The organism is Sodalis sp. RH21 (genome assembly GCF_047324175.1).
Taxonomy (GTDB): Bacteria; Pseudomonadota; Gammaproteobacteria; order Enterobacterales; family Enterobacteriaceae; genus Acerihabitans.
In genome coordinates this window covers 5,893,270-5,917,934 of the sequence record NZ_CP178732.1, presented here as the reverse complement: position 1 = coordinate 5,917,934, position 24,665 = coordinate 5,893,270, and the positions used below count along the sequence as shown (strand labels likewise).

General features: G+C 54.9%; 27 protein-coding genes. 21 read left to right on the top strand and 6 right to left on the bottom strand.

The features are described from left to right. Nucleotides 1-188 precede the first annotated feature (188 nt). Together ACL2XP_RS27355 and nadS are read left to right on the top strand one after the other, a co-directional pair. The gene (locus ACL2XP_RS27355; RefSeq protein ID WP_413736555.1) at nucleotides 189-500 is read left to right on the top strand and encodes a type II toxin-antitoxin system RelE/ParE family toxin; all 312 of its coding nucleotides are present in this window, start codon (nucleotides 189-191) and stop codon (nucleotides 498-500) included. Then, a complete protein-coding gene (gene nadS, locus ACL2XP_RS27350; protein WP_413736554.1) occupies nucleotides 501-803 on the top strand; it encodes a NadS family protein in 303 nt (100 codons plus the stop codon). A 120-nt stretch (nucleotides 804-923) separates the two neighbouring features. Here nadS and cpxP read toward each other — a convergent pair whose 3' ends face one another. Next, nucleotides 924-1,415: a cell-envelope stress modulator CpxP gene (gene cpxP, locus ACL2XP_RS27345; RefSeq protein ID WP_413736553.1), complete on the bottom strand. Its 492-nt coding sequence runs from the start codon at nucleotides 1,413-1,415 to the stop codon at nucleotides 924-926. A 149-nt stretch (nucleotides 1,416-1,564) separates the two neighbouring features. Between cpxP and cpxR the strand changes: the two genes are divergently transcribed. From cpxR to trmL, 3 genes are all read left to right on the top strand, one after another. After that, nucleotides 1,565-2,263: an envelope stress response regulator transcription factor CpxR gene (gene cpxR / locus ACL2XP_RS27340; protein ID WP_413736552.1), complete on the top strand. Its 699-nt coding sequence runs from the start codon at nucleotides 1,565-1,567 to the stop codon at nucleotides 2,261-2,263. Beyond that, nucleotides 2,260-3,630 carry an envelope stress sensor histidine kinase CpxA gene (cpxA, locus tag ACL2XP_RS27335; protein WP_413736551.1) on the top strand — a complete coding sequence of 457 codons (1,371 nt, stop codon included), beginning with the start codon at nucleotides 2,260-2,262 and terminating at the stop codon, nucleotides 3,628-3,630. The genes cpxR and cpxA overlap by 4 nt, the downstream gene beginning before the upstream one ends. An 89-nt stretch (nucleotides 3,631-3,719) precedes the next feature. After that, complete coding sequence (gene trmL / locus ACL2XP_RS27330) at nucleotides 3,720-4,187, top strand: tRNA (uridine(34)/cytosine(34)/5-carboxymethylaminomethyluridine(34)-2'-O)-methyltransferase TrmL (RefSeq protein WP_413736550.1); 468 nt, start codon at nucleotides 3,720-3,722, stop codon at nucleotides 4,185-4,187. A gap of 17 nt (nucleotides 4,188-4,204) precedes the next feature. Here the strand turns inward: trmL and cysE are convergent, their stop codons facing one another. From cysE to ACL2XP_RS27305, 5 genes are read right to left on the bottom strand one after another with little or no spacing between them, the layout of a single operon-like run. Next, nucleotides 4,205-5,020 carry a serine O-acetyltransferase gene (gene cysE / locus ACL2XP_RS27325; protein WP_413736549.1) on the bottom strand — a complete coding sequence of 272 codons (816 nt, stop codon included), beginning with the start codon at nucleotides 5,018-5,020 and terminating at the stop codon, nucleotides 4,205-4,207. 43 nt (nucleotides 5,021-5,063) lie between these two features. After that, nucleotides 5,064-6,083 carry an NAD(P)H-dependent glycerol-3-phosphate dehydrogenase gene (gene gpsA, locus ACL2XP_RS27320; protein ID WP_413739309.1) on the bottom strand — a complete coding sequence of 340 codons (1,020 nt, stop codon included), beginning with the start codon at nucleotides 6,081-6,083 and terminating at the stop codon, nucleotides 5,064-5,066. Continuing rightward, nucleotides 6,083-6,553, bottom strand: a complete 471-nt coding sequence (gene secB, locus ACL2XP_RS27315; protein WP_413736548.1) for a protein-export chaperone SecB — start codon at nucleotides 6,551-6,553, stop codon at nucleotides 6,083-6,085. The genes gpsA and secB overlap by 1 nt, the downstream gene beginning before the upstream one ends. Before the next feature lie 59 nt (nucleotides 6,554-6,612). Further along, nucleotides 6,613-6,864, bottom strand: a complete 252-nt coding sequence (grxC, locus tag ACL2XP_RS27310; RefSeq protein WP_413736547.1) for a glutaredoxin 3 — start codon at nucleotides 6,862-6,864, stop codon at nucleotides 6,613-6,615. A gap of 23 nt (nucleotides 6,865-6,887) precedes the next feature. Next, nucleotides 6,888-7,319: a rhodanese-like domain-containing protein gene (locus ACL2XP_RS27305; protein ID WP_413736546.1), complete on the bottom strand. Its 432-nt coding sequence runs from the start codon at nucleotides 7,317-7,319 to the stop codon at nucleotides 6,888-6,890. A gap of 239 nt (nucleotides 7,320-7,558) precedes the next feature. On the opposite strand from ACL2XP_RS27305, the gene envC reads away from it, so the two are divergent. The 16 genes from envC (at nucleotide 7,559) to coaD (ending at nucleotide 24,664) form a co-directional block, all read left to right on the top strand. Continuing rightward, the gene (gene envC / locus ACL2XP_RS27300; protein ID WP_413736545.1) at nucleotides 7,559-8,869 is read left to right on the top strand and encodes a murein hydrolase activator EnvC; all 1,311 of its coding nucleotides are present in this window, start codon (nucleotides 7,559-7,561) and stop codon (nucleotides 8,867-8,869) included. 40 nt (nucleotides 8,870-8,909) lie between these two features. Beyond that, a complete protein-coding gene (locus ACL2XP_RS27295) occupies nucleotides 8,910-9,818 on the top strand; it encodes a divergent polysaccharide deacetylase family protein (protein WP_413739308.1) in 909 nt (302 codons plus the stop codon). 99 nt (nucleotides 9,819-9,917) lie between these two features. Then, the gene (locus ACL2XP_RS27290; protein ID WP_413739307.1) at nucleotides 9,918-11,135 is read left to right on the top strand and encodes a glycosyltransferase; all 1,218 of its coding nucleotides are present in this window, start codon (nucleotides 9,918-9,920) and stop codon (nucleotides 11,133-11,135) included. Nucleotides 11,136-11,142: 7 nt separating this feature from the next. Then, a complete protein-coding gene (locus tag ACL2XP_RS27285; RefSeq protein WP_413736544.1) occupies nucleotides 11,143-12,060 on the top strand; it encodes a hypothetical protein in 918 nt (305 codons plus the stop codon). A 142-nt stretch (nucleotides 12,061-12,202) separates the two neighbouring features. Beyond that, nucleotides 12,203-13,135 (top strand): ADP-glyceromanno-heptose 6-epimerase, encoded by a 933-nt coding sequence (gene rfaD / locus ACL2XP_RS27280; RefSeq protein WP_413736543.1) that lies wholly within the window; start codon nucleotides 12,203-12,205, stop codon nucleotides 13,133-13,135. A gap of 28 nt (nucleotides 13,136-13,163) precedes the next feature. Then, nucleotides 13,164-14,213, top strand: a complete 1,050-nt coding sequence (rfaF, locus tag ACL2XP_RS27275; RefSeq protein ID WP_413736542.1) for an ADP-heptose--LPS heptosyltransferase RfaF — start codon at nucleotides 13,164-13,166, stop codon at nucleotides 14,211-14,213. After that, nucleotides 14,213-15,211 (top strand): lipopolysaccharide heptosyltransferase RfaC, encoded by a 999-nt coding sequence (rfaC, locus tag ACL2XP_RS27270; protein ID WP_413736541.1) that lies wholly within the window; start codon nucleotides 14,213-14,215, stop codon nucleotides 15,209-15,211. The genes rfaF and rfaC overlap by 1 nt, the downstream gene beginning before the upstream one ends. After that, nucleotides 15,211-16,302 carry a glycosyltransferase family 9 protein gene (locus ACL2XP_RS27265; RefSeq protein ID WP_413736540.1) on the top strand — a complete coding sequence of 364 codons (1,092 nt, stop codon included), beginning with the start codon at nucleotides 15,211-15,213 and terminating at the stop codon, nucleotides 16,300-16,302. The genes rfaC and ACL2XP_RS27265 overlap by 1 nt, the downstream gene beginning before the upstream one ends. Then, nucleotides 16,295-17,302, top strand: a complete 1,008-nt coding sequence (locus ACL2XP_RS27260; protein WP_413736539.1) for a glycosyltransferase family 8 protein — start codon at nucleotides 16,295-16,297, stop codon at nucleotides 17,300-17,302. The genes ACL2XP_RS27265 and ACL2XP_RS27260 overlap by 8 nt, the downstream gene beginning before the upstream one ends. Beyond that, nucleotides 17,299-18,594 carry an O-antigen ligase family protein gene (locus tag ACL2XP_RS27255; protein ID WP_413736538.1) on the top strand — a complete coding sequence of 432 codons (1,296 nt, stop codon included), beginning with the start codon at nucleotides 17,299-17,301 and terminating at the stop codon, nucleotides 18,592-18,594. Before ACL2XP_RS27260 ends, ACL2XP_RS27255 begins: the two co-directional genes overlap by 4 nt. A gap of 65 nt (nucleotides 18,595-18,659) precedes the next feature. Beyond that, nucleotides 18,660-19,664: a glycosyltransferase gene (locus tag ACL2XP_RS27250; protein ID WP_413736537.1), complete on the top strand. Its 1,005-nt coding sequence runs from the start codon at nucleotides 18,660-18,662 to the stop codon at nucleotides 19,662-19,664. A gap of 56 nt (nucleotides 19,665-19,720) precedes the next feature. Beyond that, complete coding sequence (rfaQ, locus tag ACL2XP_RS27245) at nucleotides 19,721-20,821, top strand: putative lipopolysaccharide heptosyltransferase III (RefSeq protein ID WP_413736536.1); 1,101 nt, start codon at nucleotides 19,721-19,723, stop codon at nucleotides 20,819-20,821. 41 nt (nucleotides 20,822-20,862) lie between these two features. Next, the gene (locus tag ACL2XP_RS27240) at nucleotides 20,863-21,993 is read left to right on the top strand and encodes a glycosyltransferase family 4 protein (protein ID WP_413736535.1); all 1,131 of its coding nucleotides are present in this window, start codon (nucleotides 20,863-20,865) and stop codon (nucleotides 21,991-21,993) included. 143 nt (nucleotides 21,994-22,136) lie between these two features. Further along, nucleotides 22,137-23,405 (top strand): lipid IV(A) 3-deoxy-D-manno-octulosonic acid transferase, encoded by a 1,269-nt coding sequence (waaA, locus tag ACL2XP_RS27235; RefSeq protein WP_413736534.1) that lies wholly within the window; start codon nucleotides 22,137-22,139, stop codon nucleotides 23,403-23,405. After that, nucleotides 23,406-24,185 carry a glycosyltransferase family 2 protein gene (locus ACL2XP_RS27230; protein WP_413736533.1) on the top strand — a complete coding sequence of 260 codons (780 nt, stop codon included), beginning with the start codon at nucleotides 23,406-23,408 and terminating at the stop codon, nucleotides 24,183-24,185. Beyond that, entirely contained in the window at nucleotides 24,182-24,664 is a 483-nt protein-coding gene (gene coaD / locus ACL2XP_RS27225) for a pantetheine-phosphate adenylyltransferase (RefSeq protein ID WP_413736532.1), read from the top strand. The genes ACL2XP_RS27230 and coaD overlap by 4 nt, the downstream gene beginning before the upstream one ends. Nucleotide 24,665 lies beyond the last annotated feature (1 nt).

Genomic DNA, 24,665 nt, shown 5'->3' with positions numbered 1-24,665 from the left:
CGTATTACCATAATGCGATTACCGGGCCGATGCAGCACCGTAGTTGCTAGCAGATGTTGCAAAAGGTGCGAAGGCATTGAGTTTGTGAAACCAGCGGTAGAGTAACCAGCGCCGCTTGATATACGCCATTGACTTACACTGGCTTCGTGTTAATCTATCCAAATTCTATACGCCATTGACGTACCATAATGATTTTTATTGAAACCGCCATATTTACCGAGGACGTAAAGGAACTGTTGCCCGACGATGAATATCGCAAATTTCAAATGTTCCTGGCCGAAAGTCCTAATTGGGGCGACGTTATTCAGGACACGGGCGGCCTGCGAAAAATCAGGTGGGCCGCAAGCGGCAAAGGCAAGCGTAGCGGTGTCAGAGTTATTTACTATTACAAAGTTTTCGAGTCGCAAATCCGCCTGATCCTGATCTATAAAAAGGGCCTTAAAGACGATTTGGACCCCAACGAAAAACGCCAATTAAGGGCGCTAAATGAGGGCTGGTAAATGGATAAAAAACTATTTGGGCGTCTGACCGAGAGCATGACGCAAATGAACGAAATCGTTGAAGGTGCTCGCTCCCCCGCCCGGGAAACCGCGGTTTTCGCCGTGCAGGTAAAAGAAATCCGCCAGGCGACCGGCCTTTCACAAAGCGGTTTCGCCAAATTGATTGCGGTAAGCGTGGATACGCTGAAAAATTGGGAACAGGGCCGGCGTGAACCCACCGGGCCGGCCAAGGCGCTGCTGCGGGCCATTCAGCGCGATCCACGGCATGTGATTCCGGCGCTCTCGCTGGATATCGCTCCGTAAGGAGGAAACGATAACGGCCGGCCAGGTGGAATGATTCAGGCAAAAAAAACCCCACCTTTCGGTGGGGGAAGACAGGGATGGTGTCTATGGCAAGGAAAAAAGAGTATGTCTTTGTATCCGTTACTTACTCATTGCTACTGGCTTCTGGGGAGAAGTTTGGGTCATTTCAGCCATCTGCAGCTGGATTTCGGCAAGGCGCTGCTGATGTTTGTCGTTTAAAATTTGTCTTTGCTCCGGCGTCAGCAGGTTGTACATTTGATTCCGTACTTTGGCCATTTCCACCTGCCGAATGACGTGTTGCTGCGCTATCTTTTCTGTTTGCGCCCGAACAGCCGGCTCATCAAATTTTTCGGCTGTTACCAATGTATGCAGTCGTTCCATTTCACTAATATTAATACGGGGTGTTCCAAGGCGCGCCTGACTCATCAAATCACGCATTTGCTGCCGCTGTTGCTCTGTGAGCCGTACGCCATCAAACATGCTGTAATGAGTATCGTTTAAACCACTGGCGATATCTTCATGATGCCAACCTTCCGTTGTCGTCTTCTCGCCGGCTAATACACTATTTGAAACCAGTGCGGCCGCGATGACTAACACGTTAAGTTTGTGCATCCTTAACCCCTTGACTTATTTCTTTGCTGCTTAACGATGAGTTTATTCTACTGACGGCGCTGCAAACATGCGTCAGGGGATGTAAAGCTACGTAAAGTCATGGATTGGTAGTGATTGATGACGTATTTTGCGTCATGAGGTGAATAAAAATGAATAAAATCCTTTTAGTTGATGACGACCGTGAATTAACAGCATTGTTAAAAGAATTGCTCGAGATGGAAGGTTTTGATGTCCTGGTGGCCTATGACGGCGAACAGGCATTGAATATTCTGGACAGCTCGGTGGATTTATTATTGCTTGATGTCATGATGCCGCGCAAAAACGGCATCGACACGCTGAAAGAATTACGCCAGCAGCACCAGACGCCGGTGATTATGCTCACCGCCCGCGGCAGCGAGCTGGATCGGGTGCTGGGGCTTGAATTAGGCGCGGACGATTACCTGCCCAAGCCGTTTAACGATCGCGAGCTGGTGGCGCGGATACGGGCGATTTTGCGCCGTTCCCATTGGACCGAGCAGCAGCAAGCCGGTGATTCCGGCACGCCGTCGCTGGAAGTGGATTTTCTGCGCCTCAATCCCGGGCGCCAGGAAGCCACGTTCGACGGCGTTCCGCTGGAGCTGACCGGTACGGAATTCACCCTGCTCTATCTGCTGGCGCAGCATCTGGGCCAGGTGGTTTCCCGCGAGCACCTGAGCCAGGAGGTATTGGGTAAGCGCCTGACGCCGTTTGACCGGGCAATCGATATGCACATCTCCAATCTGCGGCGTAAACTGCCGGAGCGCAAAGATGGCCACCCATGGTTCAAAACCTTGCGGGGACGGGGATATCTGATGGTATCCGCTGCATGATCAACAGTTTGACCGCGCGTATCTTCGCTATATTTTGGTTGACCCTGGCGCTGGTGCTGATGCTGGTGCTGATGGTGCCAAAACTGGATTCACGCCAGCTGACCCCGCTGCTGGACAGCGAGCAGCGCCAGGGCATCATGCTGCAACAGCATGTGGAAGCTGAGCTGGCCGGCGATCCGGCCAACGACCTGATGTGGTGGCGGCGGTTATTTCGCTCCATTGATAAATGGGCCCCCCCCGGCCAGCGCCTGATACTGGTAACCAGCGAAGGGCGGGTCATCGGCGCCCAGCGTAACGAAATGCAGGTCATCCGCAATTTTATCGGCCAATCCGATAATTCGGATCATCCGCAAAAGAAAAAATATGGCCGCGTGGAGCTGGTCGGCCCCTTTCCAATTCGCGACGGGGAGGACAACTACCAGTTATATCAAATCCGCCCGGCCGGCAATTCCCAGTCGGATTTTATCAACCTGATGTTTGACCGGCCGTTTCTGCTGCTGATTGTCACGATGTTAATCAGTATTCCTTTGCTGCTGTGGTTAGCCTGGAGCCTGGCCAAACCGGCACGCAAACTTAAGCATGCCGCGGACGAAGTGGCCCGGGGCAATCTGCGCCAACATCCCGAACTGGAAGCCGGCCCGCAGGAATTTTTAGCCACCGGCGTCAGTTTCAATCAAATGGTCAGCGCGCTGGAAAGAATGGTAACCGCCCAGCAGCGCCTGCTCTCCGATATTTCCCATGAACTGCGTACTCCCCTGACCCGTTTGCAGCTAGCCACGGCCCTGATGCGGCGCAAACAGGGCGAAGGCCATGAACTGGCGCGTATCGAAACCGAGGCGCAGCGGCTGGACTCCATGATCAACGACCTGCTGGTACTCTCGCGCAACCAGCACAAGAATGAACTGACCCGTGAATATATCAAAGCCAACGATCTGTGGAGCGATGTACTCGACGACGCCAAATTCGAAGCCGAGCAAATGGGCAAAACCCTGCGCATTACCACGCCGCCTGATAACTGGATGATTGTAGGCAATCCCGCCGCGCTGGACAGCGCGCTGGAAAATGTGGTTCGCAACGCCCTGCGTTATTCAAACCAGCAAATTGCCGTGGCGTTCAGCGCCGATCAACAGGGGATCACCATCACCGTGGATGACGATGGCCCCGGCGTTAGCGAGGAAGACCGCGAACAAATTTTCCGGCCGTTCTACCGCACCGACGAAGCGCGCGATCGCGCCTCCGGCGGTTCAGGGCTGGGGCTGGCCATCGTGGAAAAAGCGGTGGAGCAGCATCATGGCTGGGTCAAGGCCGAAGACAGCCCGCTGGGCGGGCTGCGCCTGGTGATATGGCTGCCATTGCAACACCGCTGACCGGTCGCAAATAAGGCGCGTCCGGCGGCGAGGAGTTGCAGCAACCCGCGCGCTTTTTTGCTATCCTTCGCCCTCGTCAAGGGGGCGCCATGCTACATATCGTTTTATTTGAGCCGGAGATTCCGCCGAACACGGGCAATATTATCCGCCTGTGCGCGAATACCGGTTTTCAATTACATCTCATTGAACCGCTGGGATTTACCTGGGACGACAAACGCTTACGCCGCGCCGGCCTGGATTATCATGAGTTCGCCGATATCAGGCGCCACCATGATTATGCGTCATTCCTGGCGCAGGAAACGCCGGCCAGGATATTCGCCCTGACCACCAAAGGAACGCCGGCTCACAGCGAGGTGGCCTACCGGCAGGGGGATTATTTGTTATTCGGGCCTGAGACGCGCGGCTTACCGCCGGCTATTTTGGATAACCTGTCTGCTGACCATAAGATTCGGATTCCCATGCAAACCGGCAGTCGCAGCATGAACCTGTCCAATGCCGTTTCAGTCGTGGTGTATGAAGCCTGGCGCCAGCTCGATTACGCGGGGGCGCGGCCCTAGTCCAGTCCGGGCGGCCGTTAGATGCCGTCGCCATATTCAAAGCCATGGCCGCTAAAAAACTGGTCCATATCCATCGAGGGTTTTTCACTGCCCGGCCGGCCGACGATTCTGGCGGGCACGCCGGCGGCGGTGGTATGGGCCGGCACCGATTGCAATACCACGGAACCCGCGCCGATTTTAGCCCCCCGCCCAACTTCGATATTACCTAAAATGGTCGCGCCGGCGCCGATCATCACGCCTTCGCGAATCTTGGGATGGCGATCGCCGCTGGTCTTGCCCGTACCGCCGAGGGTAACCGACTGGAGAATGGAAACATCGTTTTCTATGACGGCCGTTTCACCGATGACAATACCGGTGGCGTGATCGAGCATGATACCGCAGCCGATCGTGGCGGCAGGGTGGATATCCACGCCAAACGAGACGGAAATCTGATTCTGCAAATAGATGGCCAGCGCCTTGCGATCCTGGCCCCATAACCAATGGCCGATACGATAGGCCTGCAGGGCGTGGAAACCTTTCAGGTACAGCAGCGGCGTGGAATATTTGTCCACCGCCGGATCGCGCAGGCGCACCGCGTGAATATCGCTGGCGGCGGAAATGATCATCTGCAGATCGGCGCTATAGGCCTCTTCGACGATTTCACGGATGGCGATGGCCGGCATGATCGGATTGGCAAGCTTATTGGCCAGCATGTAGCTCAGCGCGCTGCCCAGGTTTTCATGTTTTAGCAGGGTTGCATGGAAAAAACTGGCCAGCATGGGTTCACAGTCCGCCAGCAAACGCGCTTCAGCTTTGATGTTATTCCATACTAATTCCAATTCTTCAGTCGACATACTCACTACCTTCCACGGATTGATATCTTGCTGCCAGGCCGGCTCAAGCGCCGGTTTTCTCATCTTTTTGCGCACGGCCAAGCAGGCTTATCGCCGCTTCGCCGACATTCTTATTCTGGTAGAGCACTTCGTAAATTTGTTCGGTAATCGGCATTTCGACCCCGAAACGGCCAGCCAATGCCAGCACCTCTTTCGTATTGCGGTAACCTTCCACCACCTGACCGATAGTATCCTGTGCGGACTGTACGTCAACACCTTGCCCAAGCAGCATGCCGAAACGCCGGTTACGGGATTGGTTATCGGTACAGGTCAAGACCAGGTCCCCTAGCCCCGCCATTCCCATGAAGGTGCTGGGATCGGCGCCCAGCGCGGCGCCGAGACGGGACATTTCCGCCAGGCCGCGGGTAATGAGCGCAGTGCGGGCATTGGCGCCAAAGCCGATGCCGTCCGACATGCCGGCGCCGATGGCGATGACATTTTTAACGGCCCCGCCAAGCTGGACGCCGATAAAATCCGGATTGCTGTAAACCCGGAAGCTTTTGCCGCAATGCAGCAATTTTTGCAGATCGGCGGAGAAACCCGCGTCGGTGGAGGCCAGGGCAATCGCCGTTGGCAGGCCGGCGGCCAGCTCGCGCGCAAAGGTAGGTCCGGAAATCACCGCCAGGGGGATAGCCTCGCCCAATACCTCGCGCGCGACATCCGCCAGCAGCCGTCCGGTTTCCGCCTCCAGGCCCTTGGTCGCCCAGACCACGCGGGCATCGGCCCGCAGGTTGGGTTTCAGTTGGGCAAGAACGCTGCCGAAAACATGACTGGGAACGACGATCAGCACATCGCGACTGGCTGCCAGCGCCCGGGACAAATCGGCCTCCAGGCGCAGCGAAGGCGGGAACGGCACATCGGGCAAAAAGGCCTGATTGCACCGCGCGTCCTGCAAGGCGTGAATATGTCCGGCATCGTGTCCCCACAACACCACCTCATGACCGTTGCGCGCCAGGGTAATAGCCAGGGCCGTACCATAAGAACCGGCGCCGATAACAATCATTGAGGCAGGGTTTTGCATTATCAGGCTTCCTGGACCGGTTGGCTTCCTTCGCCGTCGGATTGCTGTTGCAGATAGTTCATGAACAGGGCGTCAAAGTTAACCGGGGCAAGATTCAACTGCGGGAACGTACCGCGGGAAACCTGGCTGGTGATGCACTCGCGGGCATAAGGGAACAGGATATTAGGGCAATACGCCCCCAGGCAATGCGCCATCTGCGTGCCGTCGATACCGGAAATCGTAAAAATCCCCGCTTGCTGAACTTCGCACAAAAACGCGGTCTCTTCGCCTAAGGTCGCGGTAACGGTGACCCGCAGCACCACTTCGTATATGCCTTCGGCCAACTGGCTGGACGCGGTATCCAAATCCAGCTTGATTTCCGGTTGCCATTCCAGCTGGAAAACCTTCGGCGCGTTCGGTGCTTCAAACGAGACGTCCTTGGTATAGATACGCTGGATTTGGAACGCCATCTCGGTACTGTTTTGTTCTGACATTAAAAAAACCCTTTGGTTAATTTTGCTGCATGCGCCCGGACGCGACAAACGGCCCCGGGCTATTTAAGCAGGGGGTCCAAGCCGCCGCGCGCATCAAGCGCGTGTAAATCATCACAGCCGCCCACATGCTGTCCGTCGATGAAAATTTGTGGAACCGTGGTGCGCCCGCTGCGTTTAATCATTTCTTCCCGCTTGTCCGCGTCCCCGTCGATGGGTATTTCCTGGAACACGGCGTTTTTGCGGGTGAACAAAGCCTTGGCGCGATGGCAATATGGACAGGTTACTTTAGTATAAATCTCGATATTGGCCATGGTTCCCCCTTTCAGGTATTAAATTATTTACCCCGGACGAGAGGTAAATTTTCTCCGCTCCAGCCGGATATGCCCTCTTTAAGGACATACACACGATCAAAGCCTGCTTTGTTCAGCTTTTCAGCCGGTTCGCGCGACGTGGTGCCGTTTGCGCAAACCATAATTACCGGTTTGCCCTTGGCTTTGTCCAGCTCGCCCAAACTGCCGTTTTTAATCTCCGCCGACGTCAGGTTAAGCGCGTTGGCGATATGTCCTTTACGGTAATCATCCCGGTTGCGCAGATCAACTATCACCGCGTCTTCCTTGTTGATCAAACGGATGGCTTCGCCGCGGGAAATTTCATTCACCTTGGAAAAACGGTTTTTGAATGTTGTCACGATGACGGCGATCAATAATGCGACCCAAGCCAGACATATCATGGGGTGATCGCTGACGAACTGCGTAATTTCTTGCATGGGGTGTAAAAGCTCCCGTTAGTTATGGCCACGCTTCAAAGCCTTCGAGTATACCCTCGCATTACGGCAAATTCAGCCAATATACATGACCGGAAAGAAGAAACTACCGGCAATGCGCGTCATGTCGCTAAAAACAGAGGCCTTTATCGGCCGGTTTCACCCCGTCCGCCGCGCCCTGGCGATGAAGATCCCCCATAGATGACTGGTAAGCTGCTGTTCAACGTGAAATAATCCCGCCAATGAGGGGAAAGGCATCGTTGAACACATTACGTACCGGGTTACGTGCCGGGGAGAGGGGGCGTCAACGCCGTTCTCCTTCGCTAAAGCATACTTTTTACGCCAGCATGATTTACGCTGGCATAATGTTATTGCCGCTTATCAGCCATGCCGAGGACAATAAACAGCAACTCAAGACCCTGCAACAGAGCATTGCTGAAAAAGAAAAAAGCGTCCACCAGCAGCAGCAGCAGCGCGGCAAGCTGCTGACGCTCCTGAAACAGCAGGAAATCTCCATATCCCAATCCGGCCGCGCCCTGCATGAAACCCAGGCGACGCTGGCGGCGCTGGACAAGGCGATCGCCAGCCTGACCCAGTCCATCAAGCAGTTGGAGGCCCGTTTGGCCGCGCAGCAAAAACTGCTGTCCCAACAGCTTGATGCAGCCTTTCGCCAGGGGCGCAACTCGGGCATGCAGCTGATATTGAGCGGCGAAGAAAGCCAGCGGAACGAGCGTATCTTCGCCTATTTCAGCTACCTCAATGAGGCCCGCGAGAAAACCATAACGCAACTGAGCGCCACCCGGCAGGAACTGGCCGACCAGAAAAAAGACCAGCAGCAAAAACAGCAGCAGCAAACCGCACTGTTAAAGCAGCAGAACGCCCAGCAGGCTACGCTGGAATCCGCCCGCCAGGCGCGTAGGAAAACCCTCTCATCCCTTGACTCATCCATCCAGCAGGATCAGCAAAGCCTGGGCGAGCTGCGCCAGAACGAAGCGCGACTGCGGGACAATATCGCCCGGGCCGAGCGGGAAGCCAAGGCGCGGGCCGAGCGCGAGGCGCGGGAAGCGCAGCAGGTACGCGAGCGCCAGGAACAGGCTAAACGCCAGGGTTCCACCTATAAAACCACCCCCAGCGAACGCGCGCTGGTTTCCCGCACCGGCGGCTTGGGCAGTCCCGCCGGCCAGGATTTGTGGCCGGTGAGAGGGCGTACCCTCCACCGGTTCGGCGAATCGCTGCAGGGGGAACTGCGCTGGAAAGGCATGGTTATCGCCGCGAACGAGGGCAGCGAGGTCAAGGCCATTGCCGACGGCCGCGTATTAATGGCAGACTGGCTGCAAGGCTATGGCCTGGTGGTGGTGATTGAACATGGTAAAGGCGATATGAGCCTTTATGGCTATAATCAGAGCGCGCTGGTCAGCGTGGGCGCCCAGGTCAGGGCCGGGCAGCCTATCGCGCTGGTAGGCAGTAGCGGCGGCCAGGGCACGCCGTCGCTGTATTTCGAAATTCGCCGCCAGGGCCAGGCGGTGAATCCTTTACCTTGGTTAGGAAGATAGTTAGGAAGACAGTTTGCTCAGGAAAAAATTCGACACCGCATTGCTCCTTATTCTGCTTTTCGCCTCCACCGGCGTGAATGCCGGCAAGCTGGCCATTGTCATCGATGACTTCGGCTACCGGCCCCGTGAAGAGAATCAGGTGCTCGCCATGCCGAAGGCGGTATCGATTGCGGTATTGCCCAACGCCCCCCATGCCGCTGAAATGGCCACCAAGGCCCACCAGCAGGGCCGCGAAGTGCTGATCCATTTGCCCATGGCACCCCTGAGCAAGCAGCCCCTGGAGCGCGACACGCTGCGCCCCGATATGAGCCGGGACGAGATTGGCCGGATTATCCGTGACGCGGTTAATAAAGTCCCTTACGCGGTGGGACTCAATAACCATATGGGCAGCGCCATGACCTCCAGCCTGGGCGGCATGCAAAATGTCATGCAGGTGCTGAACCACTACCCCTTCTATTTTCTCGACAGCATGACCATCGGCAACAGCCAGTCGCGCCAGGCCGCCGCCGGCACCGGTGTCAAAGTGATTAAACGCAATGTGTTCCTGGATGATACCGCCAACGAAGCGGATATCCGCCAGCAATTCAACCGGGCCATCGCCCTGGCCCGCCGTAACGGTTCGGCGATAGCCATCGGCCATCCGCATCCTAATACCGTTCGGGTGTTGCAACAGATGCTGCCGGCCCTGCCGGGGGACATCGTACTGGTGCGCCCAAGCATGCTGCTTAACGAAACCTACGCCCCGGCCCCGGCTCCCTGGCCAAAACCGCTACCCGCCAAGCCGCGTAATCCCTTCCGCGGCGTTCCTCAATGTATAGTGAAAGAAGCGCCGCCGCCGGTCTATGCGGATGCGATGTTCAAAGCTATCTTCTCCAGCCTGAATGAAACGCCATGGATGATTATTATCCGGCATCATTTGACGCCCCGTCCGGTTCCGCCCGCGGGATAAGGCTTTGTCATTACGCTGCGATGAAATAGTTAACGCTAGATATACGTGTTAATATAACTTTAAATGATATAAACATTAACATGTTGGGAATGCATGACAATGCCACAAAGCCGGTTGAAAATACTTCTCTTGGACAGCGGCAAGGAATGGGGCGGTGGCACTAATAGCATGCTTGAACTCCTAAAACGCATTGACCGCGAAAAATTCGATATTAGTTGCTGTTTTTACAACAACTATGTCAGAGACAAAAATGAGACTATCAGCGAGGCGCTGGCCGCGCTGGATATCCAGGTGTTCTTTATTCCCCAGACCCAGCAACCATCATGGGCTAAATGGGCTAAAGAAATCCTGCGCACCCTATTCTTTTTTAGCAAAAAACTACGATCGGCCTCTATTTATGCCATCGATAAAATTTGGCGCATCAATCCAAATATAAATAAAATCAATTCCTTATTGGAAATGGGCCAATACGATATTTTATATATGAATAATCAGCCCAGTTCCAATGTGGAAGGCTATTTTTCCACTACCGGTCTGTCAACCACGGTGGTGCAGCATTGCCGTATCGAACCCCTGCTTAATCGCCAAATAGTTAAAATGGTCAATGATTTATGCCATGCCATTATTTCGGTATCCGCCGGCGTACAGGAAAAACTGGTGCAAAGCGGCGTCAAACAAGACATTTGTTATACCGTCTTTAACGGCATTGATATCAATCAGCCGCTGCCTGACGGCCGGCCGTTGCGCCAATCGCTGGGCGCGGACGATCAAACCTTCCTTTTCGGCAGCATCGGGTCGCTTATCCCGCGCAAGTCCCATCATCATACCTTGCAGGCATTGCATTTATTCAACCAAGCCTTTCCCGAGGCGCGCTGGAAAATGATTATCGTCGGGGCCGGGCCGGAACATCAGAAATTGGTGCGCATGGCCGCCAGCTATCGCATTCTGGATAAAGTGGTATTTACCGGTTTCAAAAGCAACGCCATGGAATACCTGGCCGCCTTCGATACTTTTATCCTGGCGTCGCGCAGCGAAGGCCTGCCGCGCGTGGTACTGGAAGCCATGCTGCTCAATACGGTGGTAATCGGTTCGGACGTTACCGGCACCACGGAATTGATCAAACACGATCAAACCGGTTTGCTGTTTCCTTATGGGGATACGCAAACCCTGTTCAAACATTTTAAAACGGTTTATCTCGATGCCCAGTATCGACGTAAACTGGCGCAGCAGGCCAATCAAATGGTTAAGAACCAATTTACCATTGATAAATATGTTCTCGGTGTCGAAGCGGTGCTCGGCAGCATAAAACCTATTTGAGATTCCTATGTTTGATTTTTTAAACCCCAAGTATCGCCGGATCGTTCATCGCCACAATATTCCCTATCAGCCCGGGGAGACATCGGCGCAGCCGCGTCTGCCGGTCACATCGGTGGTTATTCCATCGGTGGGCGAGGACTATATAACCGAGGCGGTGCTAAGCGCCGCCTTTGCCGAGCGCTTCGCCGGCGCCGTGCAGGAAATCGTGATAGTCACCGACCAACCTGCGCATAAATTCCCGCTTCTGCCGGCAAAAGTGCGGGTGGTCACGCTGGCGACGGAAACCCGCACCGGTGATTATCAATATAAACAAATCTATCTCAGCCGGTTGGTCAAGCTGCAAGCCCCGTTGCAGGCCCGCACCGACGCCATTTTGATGATCGACTCCGATTTGAACCTGCTGCAGATGCCGGATATCCAACTGGTGGACGATGAGATTTACTCCAGTTTCAGGCGGGGAAAAATGATCGCCAAACTAAGCGGCATCCCGACGCAGGGCATCCCGGCTTATTATCGTGATGCCATACGTCCCCGGCTGGTGGATCACGTTAACGGCGCTTTTTTGGCGGCAACGCGCAGGACGTGGCAACGCATGTGCCCCATCTGGATAGCGTTTTTCATGGATACGTGGGAAAGGATGAGCGATAGCCAGCCCCCGACCGATCAATTGCCCCTGGCCGCCATGCTTGATGTCCTGGATATCCGCACCATCAATCTCGGCGAATGGATGAATTGGCCGGTCTCGAAAAAAATCGGCGGCACGCCTTCGATCATTCCGGCGCAGGTGGTGGGGGCCCACGGCGGTTTCCCCTTGACGGAGTGGCAAAAATACCTGCAATCGCCGGATACGCCATTGCTGTTCGAATCCCAGGACTACACCAGGAAGGTGCGTTATCTTACTGATAAACAGAAACAGTCTGTTTAATTAAGTAAAATTTTTCGCCATATTACCCTGACTTCGGGGCAACTTCACCGCATAGATATTAAGGCCTCTGAGGAAATGCTATGATAGGGGTATTAAGGAGCAGACACAGTGCCGGCTCCATCAAGATCAACAAGGGTAACCCATGATAGTCGTCACCGGTGGGGCCGGATTTATCGGCAGTAATATAGTTAAATCGCTTAACCTGATGGGATATAGCGATATCCTGGTGGTGGATAACCTCAAGGATGGCACCAAGTTCATTAATCTGGTGGATCTGGATATCACCGATTACATGGATAAAGAAGACTTTATCGCCAGCGTTATGGCCGGGGATGATTTTGGCGACATCGAAGCGGTGTTCCATGAAGGCGCCTGCTCCTCCACTACCGAGTGGGATGGCAAGTATATGATGGACAATAACTATCAATACTCCAAAGAACTGCTGCATTTCTGCCTGGAACGCTCAATTCCCTTTTTATATGCCTCTTCCGCGGCCACCTATGGCGGCAGGACGGAACATTTTATCGAGCAGCGCCAATACGAACAGCCGTTGAACGTATATGGCTATTCAAAATTCCTGTTCGATCAGTATGTTCGTACCATTTTGCCGGAAGCGGAATCCCAGATCTGCGGTTTTCGTTATTTTAACGTCTACGGCCCCCATGAAGGCCATAAAGGCAGCATGGCAAGCGTCGCTTTTCATTTAAATAACCAAATCAATGCCGGCGAGAACCCGAAATTGTTCTCCGGCAGCGAAGGTTTCAAGCGAGATTTTGTATACGTAGCCGACGTGGCCGACGTTAATCTATGGTTTTGGAAAAATAATGTCTCCGGCATTTTCAACTGCGGTACCGGTCGGGCCGAATCCTTCCAGGCGGTAGCGGACGCGGTGCTGGATTTCCATAAAAAAGGCCAGATTGAATATATCGATTTTCCCGAAAAGCTGAAGGGCCGCTACCAGGCCTATACCCAGGCCGATCTGACCCAATTGCGGGCCGCGGGTTACGACAAGCCGTTTAAAACGGTCGCCGAAGGCGTGGCCGATTATTTATCCTGGCTGAACCGCAACCGTTAATGCTAGCGCAAGGAAAGATACCCTCGGTATGAAAATACTGGTTATCGGGCCATCCTGGGTAGGCGATATGATGATGTCGCAAAGTCTCTATCGCACCCTGATATCCCTTCATCCTGCCGCCGAGATAGACGTGATGGCGCCCGCCTGGTGCCGTCCGCTATTGAACCGCATGCCGGAAGTCAGCCAGGCGTTGCCCATGCCGCTCGGGCATGGGACGCTGGCGCTGGCCGAACGCCGGCGGCTTGGCCGGTCACTGCGCGGCCAAGGCTACAATCAGGCGCTGGTGTTGCCGAATTCCTTTAAATCCGCCCTGGTCCCTTTTTTTGCCGGCATTACCAAGCGCACCGGCTGGCGCGGGGAAATGCGCTATGGCCTGCTTAACGATCTGCGGGTGCTGGATAAAACCGCGTTTCCGCTGATGGTGCAGCGCTATGTGGCGCTGGCCTATGAACAAGCGGAAATCCATAGCGCCGATGATTTGCCCCAACCCTTGCTTTGGCCGCGTTTACAGGTCGCGCAAGATGAAATCCTGGCGGCCTGCGCCAGTTTTGGCATACAAAACGGCCGGCCGACCATCGGCTTTTGTCCCGGCGCCGAATTCGGGCCGGCCAAGCGCTGGCCCCATTACCATTATGCCGCGCTGGCGGAAACCATGATCGCCCGCGGTTATCAGGTACTGCTTTTCGGGTCGGCCAACGATCGCGCGGCGGGTGATGATATCCTCGCCCCGCTGCCGGCATCCGCCCGCGAACATTGCCGCAACCTGGCGGGCCAGACCTCGCTGGAGCAGGCGGTGGCGTTAATAGCCGCCTGCCGGGCGATAGTCAGCAACGATTCCGGCTTGATGCATATCGCCGCCGCCCTGGAGCGACCCCTGGTGGCGCTGTATGGCCCCAGCAGTCCAGATTTCACGCCGCCGCTTTCCCACCGCGCCAAAGTGATCCGTTTAATCGAAGGCTATCAGCGTATTCGTAAAGGCGATGACCAGCAGGGTTACCATCAAAGCCTGATAGATATTCAACCGGACCAGGTCGCCGCCGAATTGGCAATATTGTTGACCCCTGACGGGGGACGCTGATGCGGGTATTGATCGTCAAAACCTCTTCCATGGGCGATGTGCTGCATACGCTGCCCGCCCTCACGGATGCCATGCGCCTGCTGCCCGGAATTCGTTTTGATTGGGTGGTGGAAGAGAGTTTTGCCCAGATCCCGTCCTGGCATCCGGCGGTGGATCGCGTTATTCCGGTCGCTATCCGGCGCTGGCGGAAAAATTGGTTTGGCGCGCAAACCCGTCAGGAGCGCTGTGATTTTAAACGGCAGTTACAACTCTATCAGTATGACCGGGTCATAGATGCGCAGGGATTAATCAAAAGCGCCGCATTGGTAACCCGCATGGCCAAAGGGGAAAAGCACGGGCTGGATAGCAAAAGCGCCCGCGAACCCTTCGCCAGCTGGTTTTACCACCATCGCCATGATATCCCCCGCCAACAGCATGCGGTTGAACGCATCCGCCAGCTGTTCGCCGCCAGCCTGGGTTACCAGGTCCCCCCCGGCCGGGGAGATTATTCCATAGCCGGCCATTTTGCCCGCATTGGCGGCGGGCATGGACAGCCAGCCCCCCCCTATTTGGTTTTTCTGCACTCTACGACCCGCGACGAGAAGCACTGGCCTGAATCACATTGGCGGGCGCTGATAGAATTGCTCTCGCCCTGGAACATGCAGATCAAATTACCGTGGGGAACCCCGCCGGAATACCAGCGCGCGTTGCGTCTTTCGGATAATTACCCTTGGGTGGAAGTACTGCCCAGGCTTACTCTAGCAGAGGTTGCCGGGGTGCTCGCCGGGGCTGCTGCGGTGGTGTCGGTCGATACCGGTTTAAGCCATCTGGCCGCCGCGCTCGACAGGCCCAACATTACGCTTTATGGCCCCACCGATCCGGGACTTATCGGTGGGTATGGCGATAATCAGCATGCGTTGCCGTCAGACGATAACCGTTTGGCAAACCTGCCGGCGACGCGTGTCTACGACGAATTAGCTTCCCTGCTAACGCTTGAGGCGAGCGGACAAAATATCTGATGAGCTATGTGATTCTGTTTATTTTATTGCTACCGATAAAATTTGCGCTAAAGCCTTTCCAAAAGCACACCGGTAGGAACCTGGTCATCCAAACCGCCAAAATCGGCGATTTCGTCAATATCACGCCGCTACTTGCGCATCTTGGCCGCTCGGACGCGCTGCTCAGCCGCGGGGTGGGCGCACTGGCTTCCCATGACGATACCCTGGCGGACTATTTTTTTATCGAGGAATATAAATCCGGCTTCCTTAAAAAAATGCGCCTGGCCTTTAAGCTTATCAATCGTTATAGCAACGTTTACCTGCTGCATCCCAACAGCACCAATCTGTTTTATGCCGCGGTTTGTAACGCCCGCAATAAACAATTTTTATCGGTCTATACCCGCAAATGGTATCACGGCATTTTTTACCTGACGGCCACGGGCACCGTGGAGCATCGCCGCGATACATTAACCGTGGAAAACTATTTAAAGCTCGCCGACCGGTCGCTGACCTGGCAAAGCGCCCCCAAACATGCCACCCGTCCCCTATGGCATCCCCAGCGGACGCTGCCCATACAGGACGTGCCGGGAAAACTAAAAATCGGCATCAGCATTTCGGCGGGCAATAAAGCCAAGACCATTCCGGCCGCCGTATGGGCCCAGATCCTGACGGCGCTGGCTCCTTTGCCTTGCCTGTTTTATATCTTCGGGCCGCAGGACGAGCTGCGCTATCTTGATGATTTTTATCAGGCCGTGGGCAATAGCGGCAACGTTATCAGCCTGGTGGGCCAATTGAAACTGGAAGAAGTGCCGTATGCCATCTCCAGGATGGATTGTTACATCGCTTCCGATTCAGGCAATATTTACATCGCCGACGCACAGCAGGTACCGGTGATTTGTCTGTCCGGCCCATGCTGCATGGCCGAACAGCGGCCGCTGGGCCAAACGCTGATCGTATCGCCGCCGGATATCGCGCCAACGTCTTATGTGTTTTCAGCGCCTTATCATTTTGAGCACCCACCCTTAAGATTATTTGCTTTAACCCTGGACAATCGCAAGGATATCTTCCTCTTTGTTGCTAAGCTTATTCATAAGGATGTGATCAATGGATAGCATAGCCGTGACAAAGATGATTGAGCATGAAGAGACGCTCATAAACAGATTATCGGTCGCACCGGAACAAATTTGCCACTTGGCGTTTGGCGTAGACAACCATTATGCCCGCGGTATGGGTATTACATTGTTTTCAATCCTGGAAAATAACCCGGACACGTTTTTTCATATCCATATTTTTAGCACCGGCCTGAACGATTCCATCAAGCAAAAGCTGCTGGCTCTGGTGGCGCGCCGGTCGATCGCCATCACATTGTATATTTATCATACCGGGTGTTTTGATAATTTGCCCAGTATCGGCCGGTATGCCAAAACCATTTATTATCGTATTTTTATCCCGTTACTGCTCAAAGATACGGTAACCAGGGTGATTTATCTTGATGCCGATATGCTCTGCGTAGGCAGCCTCAGGCCGCTAATGGACTTATCCCTTGGGTCTTACACCCTGTGCGCGGTAAATGACAATAAGCGCGCGCGGAATACGCTATGCCCTGAACTCAGCCTGAAGTCAGGAAATTATTTTAATTCCGGTTTCCTGTATATCAACATTCCCGTGTGGAAAGAGCGAAAAACCACCGAGCGTTTGCTCGACTTAATCGCCGCTAAAGGGGGGTATTTCCGCTTTCCGGATCAGGATGCGCTGAATTTGGTGTTAGAAAAGGAAGTCCTGCTGCTGCCTAAAAAATATAACTATATTTATGATATTATTGCCAATAAAATCAATCACCGGCCAAAAATCCCGGCCGATACGGTACTGATCCATTACACCGGGAAGTGCAAGCCCTGGCATTTATGGGGGTCAGGCCCGTTAGCCGATCTGTATAGCACCTACTATCAGCGCACCCCCTGGCAATCAGTACCGCTGGACTCGCCGGTGAAGCATAAAGAAATGAAGCGCTACGCTTACGTTCTCTGGTTGCAAAAACGCTATTCTTACAGCCTGATGTGGCTGATAAAGTATATAAAAAACAAATATTTCCATATTGGTGCCGCTAAATGATTGCTGTGATGAATGCTTACCGCGCGCGCAAGATCGACGAAATTCTCCCCATGATTTACCTGATATTGACCAGCGTCTCCATCGCTTTCTTTTTATTTTCCGGGCCGGTAAGCCGCAATGCGTTTTATATATTGACCTATATCAGCATTATCCATTTTATCTACCTGGTGGTGCGGGTTGATAAAAAGGTTTATTTATATGTCCTGCCAACGCTGTTTTTATTGCTGGGCCTTAGCAAATTAATTTGGCTGGCCCTCACCACCAGCCCGCATTTCCCCCTGGTGGCCTATCATTATCAAATCAGCGGTAAGCGCATGGTATTAGGCTTTTTTGTCCTTTATTGCATCCAGCGCAACCTTAATCACTGGCGTTTTACTCCGCGGGCCGCCTCTTTTGCCAGCTATTTGCTGTTCGCACTGCTGATACTCATTGCGGTGACCGATACCATGCAGTATCTGAAAACCGGCGAGCGGATAAAAATCAATGCGGACGCGGCAACGTCCGGCGCGTATATGCTGGTGTTGTTTTCCATGGTCACGATTTATTGCCTGCGACGCTTCGCCATCAAGCTTTACCGCCCGTTTTGCCTGTTGGCCATCGCCCTGACGTTGATCACCCTATTAGCCACCGAAACCCGCTCCGCGCTCATTTTTTACGCGGTATTTGTGATTTTTTGCCTGGGACACGAATTGCTGTATGGCAAAAAAACCCATAAACACATTTTTACCACGGCCATCGTGGTATTAGGCCTCTGCGCCCTGTTTTTCGGCAAAGCTTATTATCATCCCGCCCTTGAGCGCCTGGACGCCATTAAACAAGAGGCCGAACTTTATAAGCAAGGGCAGAACAGCACTTCGCTAGGCGCCCGGTTGAGCTTATGGAAATCCGCCTGGTATAGTTTTGAACAGCATCCGCTCGGACAATCGGTGGACAGCCGCAATGCCCTGGCTACACAATACATTAAGCAACATGAATCAAGTAATGTGGAAGCCTTGAATAACGTCCAGTATCATATGCATAATGACCTGCTGGATACGCTTTCCCTGCAAGGCATTTTTGGCGGAATTCTGATGCTGACGCTGTTTATAGGGCTGCTGTTTTATCCGTTTGTGCTATTTCCGGGCGCGTCGGCGTTTTTGCTGCTATCACTACCCGTAACCTTTTTCAGCCAAGGTGATTGCCAATTTTATAACCGCGAATCGCCTTATTTTATGCTGCTTGTTTTGGGCTTTTTGATGATGTTACGCTTAGCGGATGCCGCACCGCGTACCGGGAATGCGTCATCTGATTAATTCTTCAGCAATTATGGGCTTTAGCGCCTAGGGAAGCTATATTCTGTGGCCGGGCAGTTGAAATTATGACCATCGAGCAGTTGCCATCGGCAAAGATCAAGCTTAGCGTGATTATCCCACTTTATAACGCTGGCGAAATGTTTGCGGGTTTTATGACGTCGCTGCTTGCGCAGTCGCTGCAAGAAATGGAAATCATCATTGTTAATGATGGGTCCACCGACGGGTCGGGCGCCAAGGCCCGGGAATATGCGTTAAACGATCCGCGCATTACCGTGCTCGATCGGGAAAACGGCGGCGTATCGCGGGCGCGAAATGCCGGGCTGTCCATTGCCCAAGGCGCTTATGTCACGTTCCCCGATGCCGATGACCTGCTCTACCCCACGATGTATCAAACCCTGATGGACATGGCCGAACGCGACGACCTGGATGTCGCGCAGTGTAACGGCGAACGGTATTTCCTCGGTTCGAAGCGTATTAAAACTCTGATCCCTGCGGATCGGCTAACGTCCACCGGCGTATTGGACGGGCCGTACTGGCTGCATAAAGCGCTGGCTACCAAGCGTTATCTGCACGTGGTTTGGCTGGGTATCTATCGGCTGGCGCTGGTTAAGCAGCTTAATTTGCTGTTCGAACCCGGCCTGCACCACCAGGATATTCCCTGGACGACGGAGCTGATGTTTAACGCCCGGCGGGTGCGCTATACCCAGAAAGTCCTGTACCGCTACTATATCCACGGCCAGTCCATCAGCAACCAAACAAGAACCGGCATGAAAAACGTGGAGTACCAGCGCCACTATATCCGCATCGCTGAACGTCTGGAGCAGATTAATCAGCGCTATCGGGGCAAGATAAAAATGTACCCCGAGTTCCCGATCCAGGTGACCCATGAAGCCTTATCCATCTGCCACTCCCTGCGCCGCGAACCGGACCCGGCGGCCCGCCAGGCGATGATTAACGATATTTTTGCCAGCGGCACCCACAAGCGTATGATCCGCAATGCCCGGGGTATACGCCAGTGGTATCAGTTATTGCTGTGGTTGCGCAGAATTTATGCCTGGCGCCAGCGCTGAATTTTAGCGGGATTCCATGGTCTGAGTAGTCAGAGTATATATAGGTCAGCGCCAACATGCCCATTCGCCATGCCGTTTCACCAACTACCTTTAAACGAATACTATTGATCAAGCTGCGCCATCATGGCGATATGCTGTTGACCACGCCGGTTATCAACGCCCTGCACGAACGTTATCCCAACTGTGAAATCGATATCCTGCTGTATAAAGAAACCGAAGCCATCCTGCGCTTTCATCCGGCTATTTCAACGATCCACGCCATTGACCGCTCATGGAAAAAACAGGGGTTGCGCTATCAGTTGCAACAGGAATTCGCCCTGCTGAAAAGCATCCGCGCCCGCCGTTTTGATTTGGTCATTAATCTGGCCGACCAATGGCGCAGCGCCGCCATTACGCTGTTAAGCGGCGCGCCGGTACGCATCGGCTTCGATTATCAAAAGCGCCGCTCGTTCTTCTGGCGCCGGGCGCATACCGCCCTGGTCACCACGCAAAACCACGGCAAGCTGCATACCGTTGAGCAAAATCTCAGCATCCTGGCGCCGCTGGATATCGGAATAACCGATCGCCGCGCGTCCATGTACTATCCTCCCGCCGACGGGGCATTTCGGCAGCAAAAATTAGATGAGCACGGCATCACCGGCGACTACATCGTCATCCAGCCCACGTCCCGCTGGACGTATAAATGCTGGGACGATGCCAAGATGGCGCGGCTGATTGATGTGTTGCAGCGCCAGGAACTGCCGATTGTCCTTACCGCCGCGCCGGATAAAAAAGAGCGCGACATGATCGCTCATATCCTCTCCCTTTGCCACAATACCCGGGTCGTTTCCCTGGCGGGGGAATTGACCCTGACCCAATTGGCGGCGGTGATTGACCGGGCGCGGCTGTTTATCGGGGTCGATTCCGCGCCGATGCATATGGCGGCGGCGCTGAATACGCCCTGTATCGCCCTGTTCGGCCCGACTAAATTGCAACACTGGCGGCCCTGGAGCGCTAACAGCACCGTGATCTGGGCCGGTGATTTCACCGAACTGCCTGCGCCCGATGCCATTGATACCCGCACGCAGCAACGCTATCTTGATGCGATACCGGTTGAGGTGGTGCTGGCGGCGGCCGAACGCTATTTATCCCAACCCCGCGATCCGTTACCGCGATAACGGGACGATCAATCCGAGAACCATGCCATGAACACAGGGTCATGAAAAAAACCAGACTGGCCATCGTGCGCCAAAAATACCGCCCCGATGGCGGCGCGGAGCGGTTTATCTCCCGGGCCCTGGAAGCCCTGGATAATGATGAGCTGGAGCTGAATATCCTGACCCGGCAGTGGTCGGGCGAGCCGCGTCCAGACTGGCATGTGCATATTTGCAATCCGCCAAAATGGGGCCGCGTATCCCGCGAGCGCGGTTTCGCCCGGGCGGCGCGCCAATGCTGGCGTCAAGAACGCTTTGACCTGGTGCAAAGCCACGAGCGCATTGCCGGCTGCGATGTGTTCCGCGCCGGCGACGGCGTGCATAAGGCCTGGCTTGAGCAACGGGCGCGCATTATCCCCGCTTATCAGCAGTGGTTAACCTCCCTGAGCGGTTATCATCGTTATGTGCTGGAAGCCGAACGGGCGATGTTCCATTCCCCGGAGCTTAAAAAAATCATCTGCAATTCCATCATGGTAAAAAACGATATCATCCGTTGTTACCAGGTACCGGAAGATAAATTCGCCCTGATTTATAATTCCATCGACTCGGCCCGCTTTTACCCGGCGTCGGCCGAACAACGCGATCGGGCCAGGCAGCAATTGGCTATTCCCGCGCAAGCGTGCGCGCTGATTTATGTGGGTTCCGGATTTGAACGCAAAGGGCTGAAGGCCGCCATCGCCGCCGTCGCCGCCACCGATCGTTACCTGATTGTGGTGGGGCAGGATAAACAGCAGGAAAAATACCGCGCATTGGCCCAAAGCCTGGGATGCCGGCAGCGGATTCGTTTTGTCGGGGTGCAAAAGGACGTGCTGCCTTTTTACCATGGGGCGGATGGTTTACTGCTGCCGACCCTCTACGATCCATTCCCAAATGTGATACTTGAAGCCATGGCCTGCGGCCTGCCGGTGATTACCAGCCAGAGCTGCGGCGGGGCGGAATTTATCGAAAACGGGGTACAGGGGTTCGTCTGCGATGCGCTGGATATCGGTACCCTGAAGGCGTTCGTCGGCGCCGTCGCGCCCGTGCCATTGCGCCCCGAGATGGGCATTGCCGCCCGCGAACGCGTCAAGGAATGCACGCCCGCCCGGCTTTCCCAACAGTTGACCCAGCTTTACCGGCAATTACTCCCATCATAAAAACACCGGATATAATGTGGGAAAGCGACTTATCTGTTAGCATGGACACGCATTAAAATGCGCTTTTAATAATTTCGTTAACGCTTAACTCAGCACCCTTAACTCAGCACACCAGACGCGGTGCCTTACTATAGCTAACTATAATGATCTATAACATAATCATCTATCTCATTCAGCCGCTGATATGGGTCCGGTTATTATGGCGCAGCCGCAAAGCGCCGGCCTACCGTCGCCGGTGGGCGGAGCGTTACGGATATTGCCAGGGCAAGGTGAAGCCTGGCGGCATCATGCTGCATTCAGTCTCCGTGGGTGAAACCCTGGCGGCCATTCCGCTGGTGCGGGCGTTGCGCCACCGCTACCCCTTTTTGCCCATCACCGTGACCACCATGACCCCCACCGGTTCCGAGCGGGTGCAGTCGGCTTTCGGCAAAGATGTCCATCATGTCTATTTGCCCTATGACCTGCCGGACGCCATGAACCGGTTTCTTAATCATGTGAATCCCAAATTGGTTATCGTGATGGAAACCGAGCTGTGGCCCAATCTGATTAAAGCCCTGCACCGGCGTAAAATTCCGCTGGTGGTGGCCAATGCGCGCTTGTCCGCCCGCTCCGCCGCCGGTTATAAGCGATTCAGCGGCTTTGTGGCCAACATCATGCGCCGCATTACGCTTATCGCCGCGCAAACTGAAGACGACGGCGCCCGGTTCCTGGATTTAGGGTTAAAACGCAACCAGCTGGCCATCACCGGCAGCCTGAAGTTTGATATTTCCGTCACGCCGGAGCTGGCGGCTCGGGCGCTGACCCTGCGCCGCCAGTGGGCGTCCCGCCGGCAGGTATGGATTGCGGCCAGCACCCACGAAGGGGAAGAAACCCTGCTGCTGCAGGCCCACCGCCAGTTGCTGACCGCGTTTCCCGATTTGCTGCTGATCCTGGTGCCGCGGCATCCGGAGCGCTTTTCCGCCGCCCGGGACATGACGCAAAAAGCCGGCCTGACGTCAATCCTGCGCAGTTCCGGCGAGATTCCCGCCCACGATACGCAGGTGGTGATTGGCGATACCATGGGCGAACTGATGCTGCTGTACGGCATTGCCGATTTGGCCTTTGTCGGCGGCAGCCTGGTAGAGCGCGGCGGCCATAATCCCCTTGAGGCCGCCGCCCATGCCATTCCGGTGCTGATGGGCCCCAACACTATTAATTTCAAGGATATTTGCAGCAAGCTGGCCGAGGCCGGCGGGCTGATTACCGTCACCGACGTGCCGTCGCTGGTCAAGGAGGTCACCACCCTGCTTACCGATGAGGATTATCGCCTCTATTACGGCCGCCACGCAGTGGACGTGCTGCACCAGAACCAGGGCGCTTTGCAGCGGCTGCTACACTTGCTGGAGCCTTATCTGCCGCAGCGGAGCCAGTGAATGGGGTCGGGAAAACGTCTTTCGGTCGTGCTGATTGTCCATAACGAAGCCGGGCTGTTGCCGGAGTGCCTCGCCTCGGTGCAATGGGCGGACGAGATCGTGGTGCTGGATTCAGCCAGCACCGACGATACGCGCCAAATCGCCCGCCACGCGGGCGCCAGGGTATTTACGGCCACGGATTGGCCGGGCTTCGGCAAACAGCGCCAACGGGCGCAGGGGTATGCCACCGGCGATTTTATCCTGATGCTGGATGCCGACGAGCGCGTCACACCTGAACTGCGCCGGTCCATCGAGGCGGTATTGCGCCAGCCGCAGGCCGGCTCGGTATACAGCTGTGCGCGATCCAACCTGTTTCTCGGCCGCTTTATGCGCCATAGCGGCTGGTATCCGGATCGGGTGGTGCGGCTGTATGAGCGCGGGCTTTATCGCTATAACGATAATCCGGTGCATGAATCCCTTGATACCCGGCAAGCCAAGGTGGTCCGGCTAAACGGCAACCTGCAGCACCTCACCTGCCGCGACCTGATAGCATTCCAGCGCAAGCAGTTGCAATACGCCGAGGCCTGGGCCCTTGAGCGGCACCGGCAAAACAAGACCTGCGGTTTTTGGTCCATTATCAGCCATACGCTGGGGGCCTTTATCAAAACCTGGCTGCTGCGCGCCGGATTTCTTGATGGCAAACAGGGTTTATTGCTGGCGGCGGTGAACGCACAGTATACTTTCAACAAGTATGCCGCCTTGTGGGCGCTTCGCCGCACCAGCGAGAGAGATTCCCGATGACAACCAAAGCAATTTATCCCGGCACCTTTGATCCGCTGACCAACGGGCATCTGGATTTGGTGACCCGCGCCGCCAAGATGTTCGATCGGGTTATCCTGGCCATTGCCTTCAGCCCCAGCAAAAAACCGCTGTTTACGCTGGAAGAGCGCGTCGACCTGGCAAAACAGGTTACCGGCCATTTGTCCAACATCGAGGTTATCGGCTTTGGCGACCTGATGGCCAATTTCGCCCGCCAGCAGCAGGCCAATATCCTGGTGCGGGGGCTGCGGGCGGTATCGGATTTTGAATATGAAATGCAGCTGGCCAAGATGAACCAGCATTTGATGCCGGAACTGGAAAGCGTGTTTCTGATGCCGGCCCAGGAATGGTCGTATATTTCATCGACGCTGGTAAAAGAAGTCGCGCTGCACGGGGGAAACGTCGATTATTTCCTGCCGGGCCCTATCGCCAAAGAAGTGAAAGCGCGGCTCCATCCCTGAT

What these genes read in the sequence shown, in the direction of transcription:
- ACL2XP_RS27355 (WP_413736555.1), top strand. Translation starts at nt 189, where the DNA reads ATGATTTTTATTGAAACCGCCATATTTACCGAGGACGTAAAGGAACTG.
- nadS (WP_413736554.1), top strand. Translation starts at nt 501, where the DNA reads ATGGATAAAAAACTATTTGGGCGTCTGACCGAGAGCATGACGCAAATG.
- cpxP (WP_413736553.1), bottom strand. Translation starts at nt 1,415, where the DNA reads ATGCACAAACTTAACGTGTTAGTCATCGCGGCCGCACTGGTTTCAAAT.
- cpxR (WP_413736552.1), top strand. Translation starts at nt 1,565, where the DNA reads ATGAATAAAATCCTTTTAGTTGATGACGACCGTGAATTAACAGCATTG.
- cpxA (WP_413736551.1), top strand. Translation starts at nt 2,260, where the DNA reads ATGATCAACAGTTTGACCGCGCGTATCTTCGCTATATTTTGGTTGACC.
- trmL (WP_413736550.1), top strand. Translation starts at nt 3,720, where the DNA reads ATGCTACATATCGTTTTATTTGAGCCGGAGATTCCGCCGAACACGGGC.
- cysE (WP_413736549.1), bottom strand. Translation starts at nt 5,020, where the DNA reads ATGTCGACTGAAGAATTGGAATTAGTATGGAATAACATCAAAGCTGAA.
- secB (WP_413736548.1), bottom strand. Translation starts at nt 6,553, where the DNA reads ATGTCAGAACAAAACAGTACCGAGATGGCGTTCCAAATCCAGCGTATC.
- grxC (WP_413736547.1), bottom strand. Translation starts at nt 6,864, where the DNA reads ATGGCCAATATCGAGATTTATACTAAAGTAACCTGTCCATATTGCCAT.
- ACL2XP_RS27305 (WP_413736546.1), bottom strand. Translation starts at nt 7,319, where the DNA reads ATGCAAGAAATTACGCAGTTCGTCAGCGATCACCCCATGATATGTCTG.
- envC (WP_413736545.1), top strand. Translation starts at nt 7,559, where the DNA reads ATGAGGGGAAAGGCATCGTTGAACACATTACGTACCGGGTTACGTGCC.
- ACL2XP_RS27290 (WP_413739307.1), top strand. Translation starts at nt 9,918, where the DNA reads ATGCCACAAAGCCGGTTGAAAATACTTCTCTTGGACAGCGGCAAGGAA.
- ACL2XP_RS27285 (WP_413736544.1), top strand. Translation starts at nt 11,143, where the DNA reads ATGTTTGATTTTTTAAACCCCAAGTATCGCCGGATCGTTCATCGCCAC.
- rfaD (WP_413736543.1), top strand. Translation starts at nt 12,203, where the DNA reads ATGATAGTCGTCACCGGTGGGGCCGGATTTATCGGCAGTAATATAGTT.
- rfaF (WP_413736542.1), top strand. Translation starts at nt 13,164, where the DNA reads ATGAAAATACTGGTTATCGGGCCATCCTGGGTAGGCGATATGATGATG.
- rfaC (WP_413736541.1), top strand. Translation starts at nt 14,213, where the DNA reads ATGCGGGTATTGATCGTCAAAACCTCTTCCATGGGCGATGTGCTGCAT.
- ACL2XP_RS27265 (WP_413736540.1), top strand. Translation starts at nt 15,211, where the DNA reads ATGAGCTATGTGATTCTGTTTATTTTATTGCTACCGATAAAATTTGCG.
- ACL2XP_RS27260 (WP_413736539.1), top strand. Translation starts at nt 16,295, where the DNA reads ATGGATAGCATAGCCGTGACAAAGATGATTGAGCATGAAGAGACGCTC.
- ACL2XP_RS27255 (WP_413736538.1), top strand. Translation starts at nt 17,299, where the DNA reads ATGATTGCTGTGATGAATGCTTACCGCGCGCGCAAGATCGACGAAATT.
- ACL2XP_RS27250 (WP_413736537.1), top strand. Translation starts at nt 18,660, where the DNA reads ATGACCATCGAGCAGTTGCCATCGGCAAAGATCAAGCTTAGCGTGATT.
- rfaQ (WP_413736536.1), top strand. Translation starts at nt 19,721, where the DNA reads ATGCCCATTCGCCATGCCGTTTCACCAACTACCTTTAAACGAATACTA.
- ACL2XP_RS27240 (WP_413736535.1), top strand. Translation starts at nt 20,863, where the DNA reads ATGAAAAAAACCAGACTGGCCATCGTGCGCCAAAAATACCGCCCCGAT.
- waaA (WP_413736534.1), top strand. Translation starts at nt 22,137, where the DNA reads ATGATCTATAACATAATCATCTATCTCATTCAGCCGCTGATATGGGTC.
- ACL2XP_RS27230 (WP_413736533.1), top strand. Translation starts at nt 23,406, where the DNA reads ATGGGGTCGGGAAAACGTCTTTCGGTCGTGCTGATTGTCCATAACGAA.
- coaD (WP_413736532.1), top strand. Translation starts at nt 24,182, where the DNA reads ATGACAACCAAAGCAATTTATCCCGGCACCTTTGATCCGCTGACCAAC.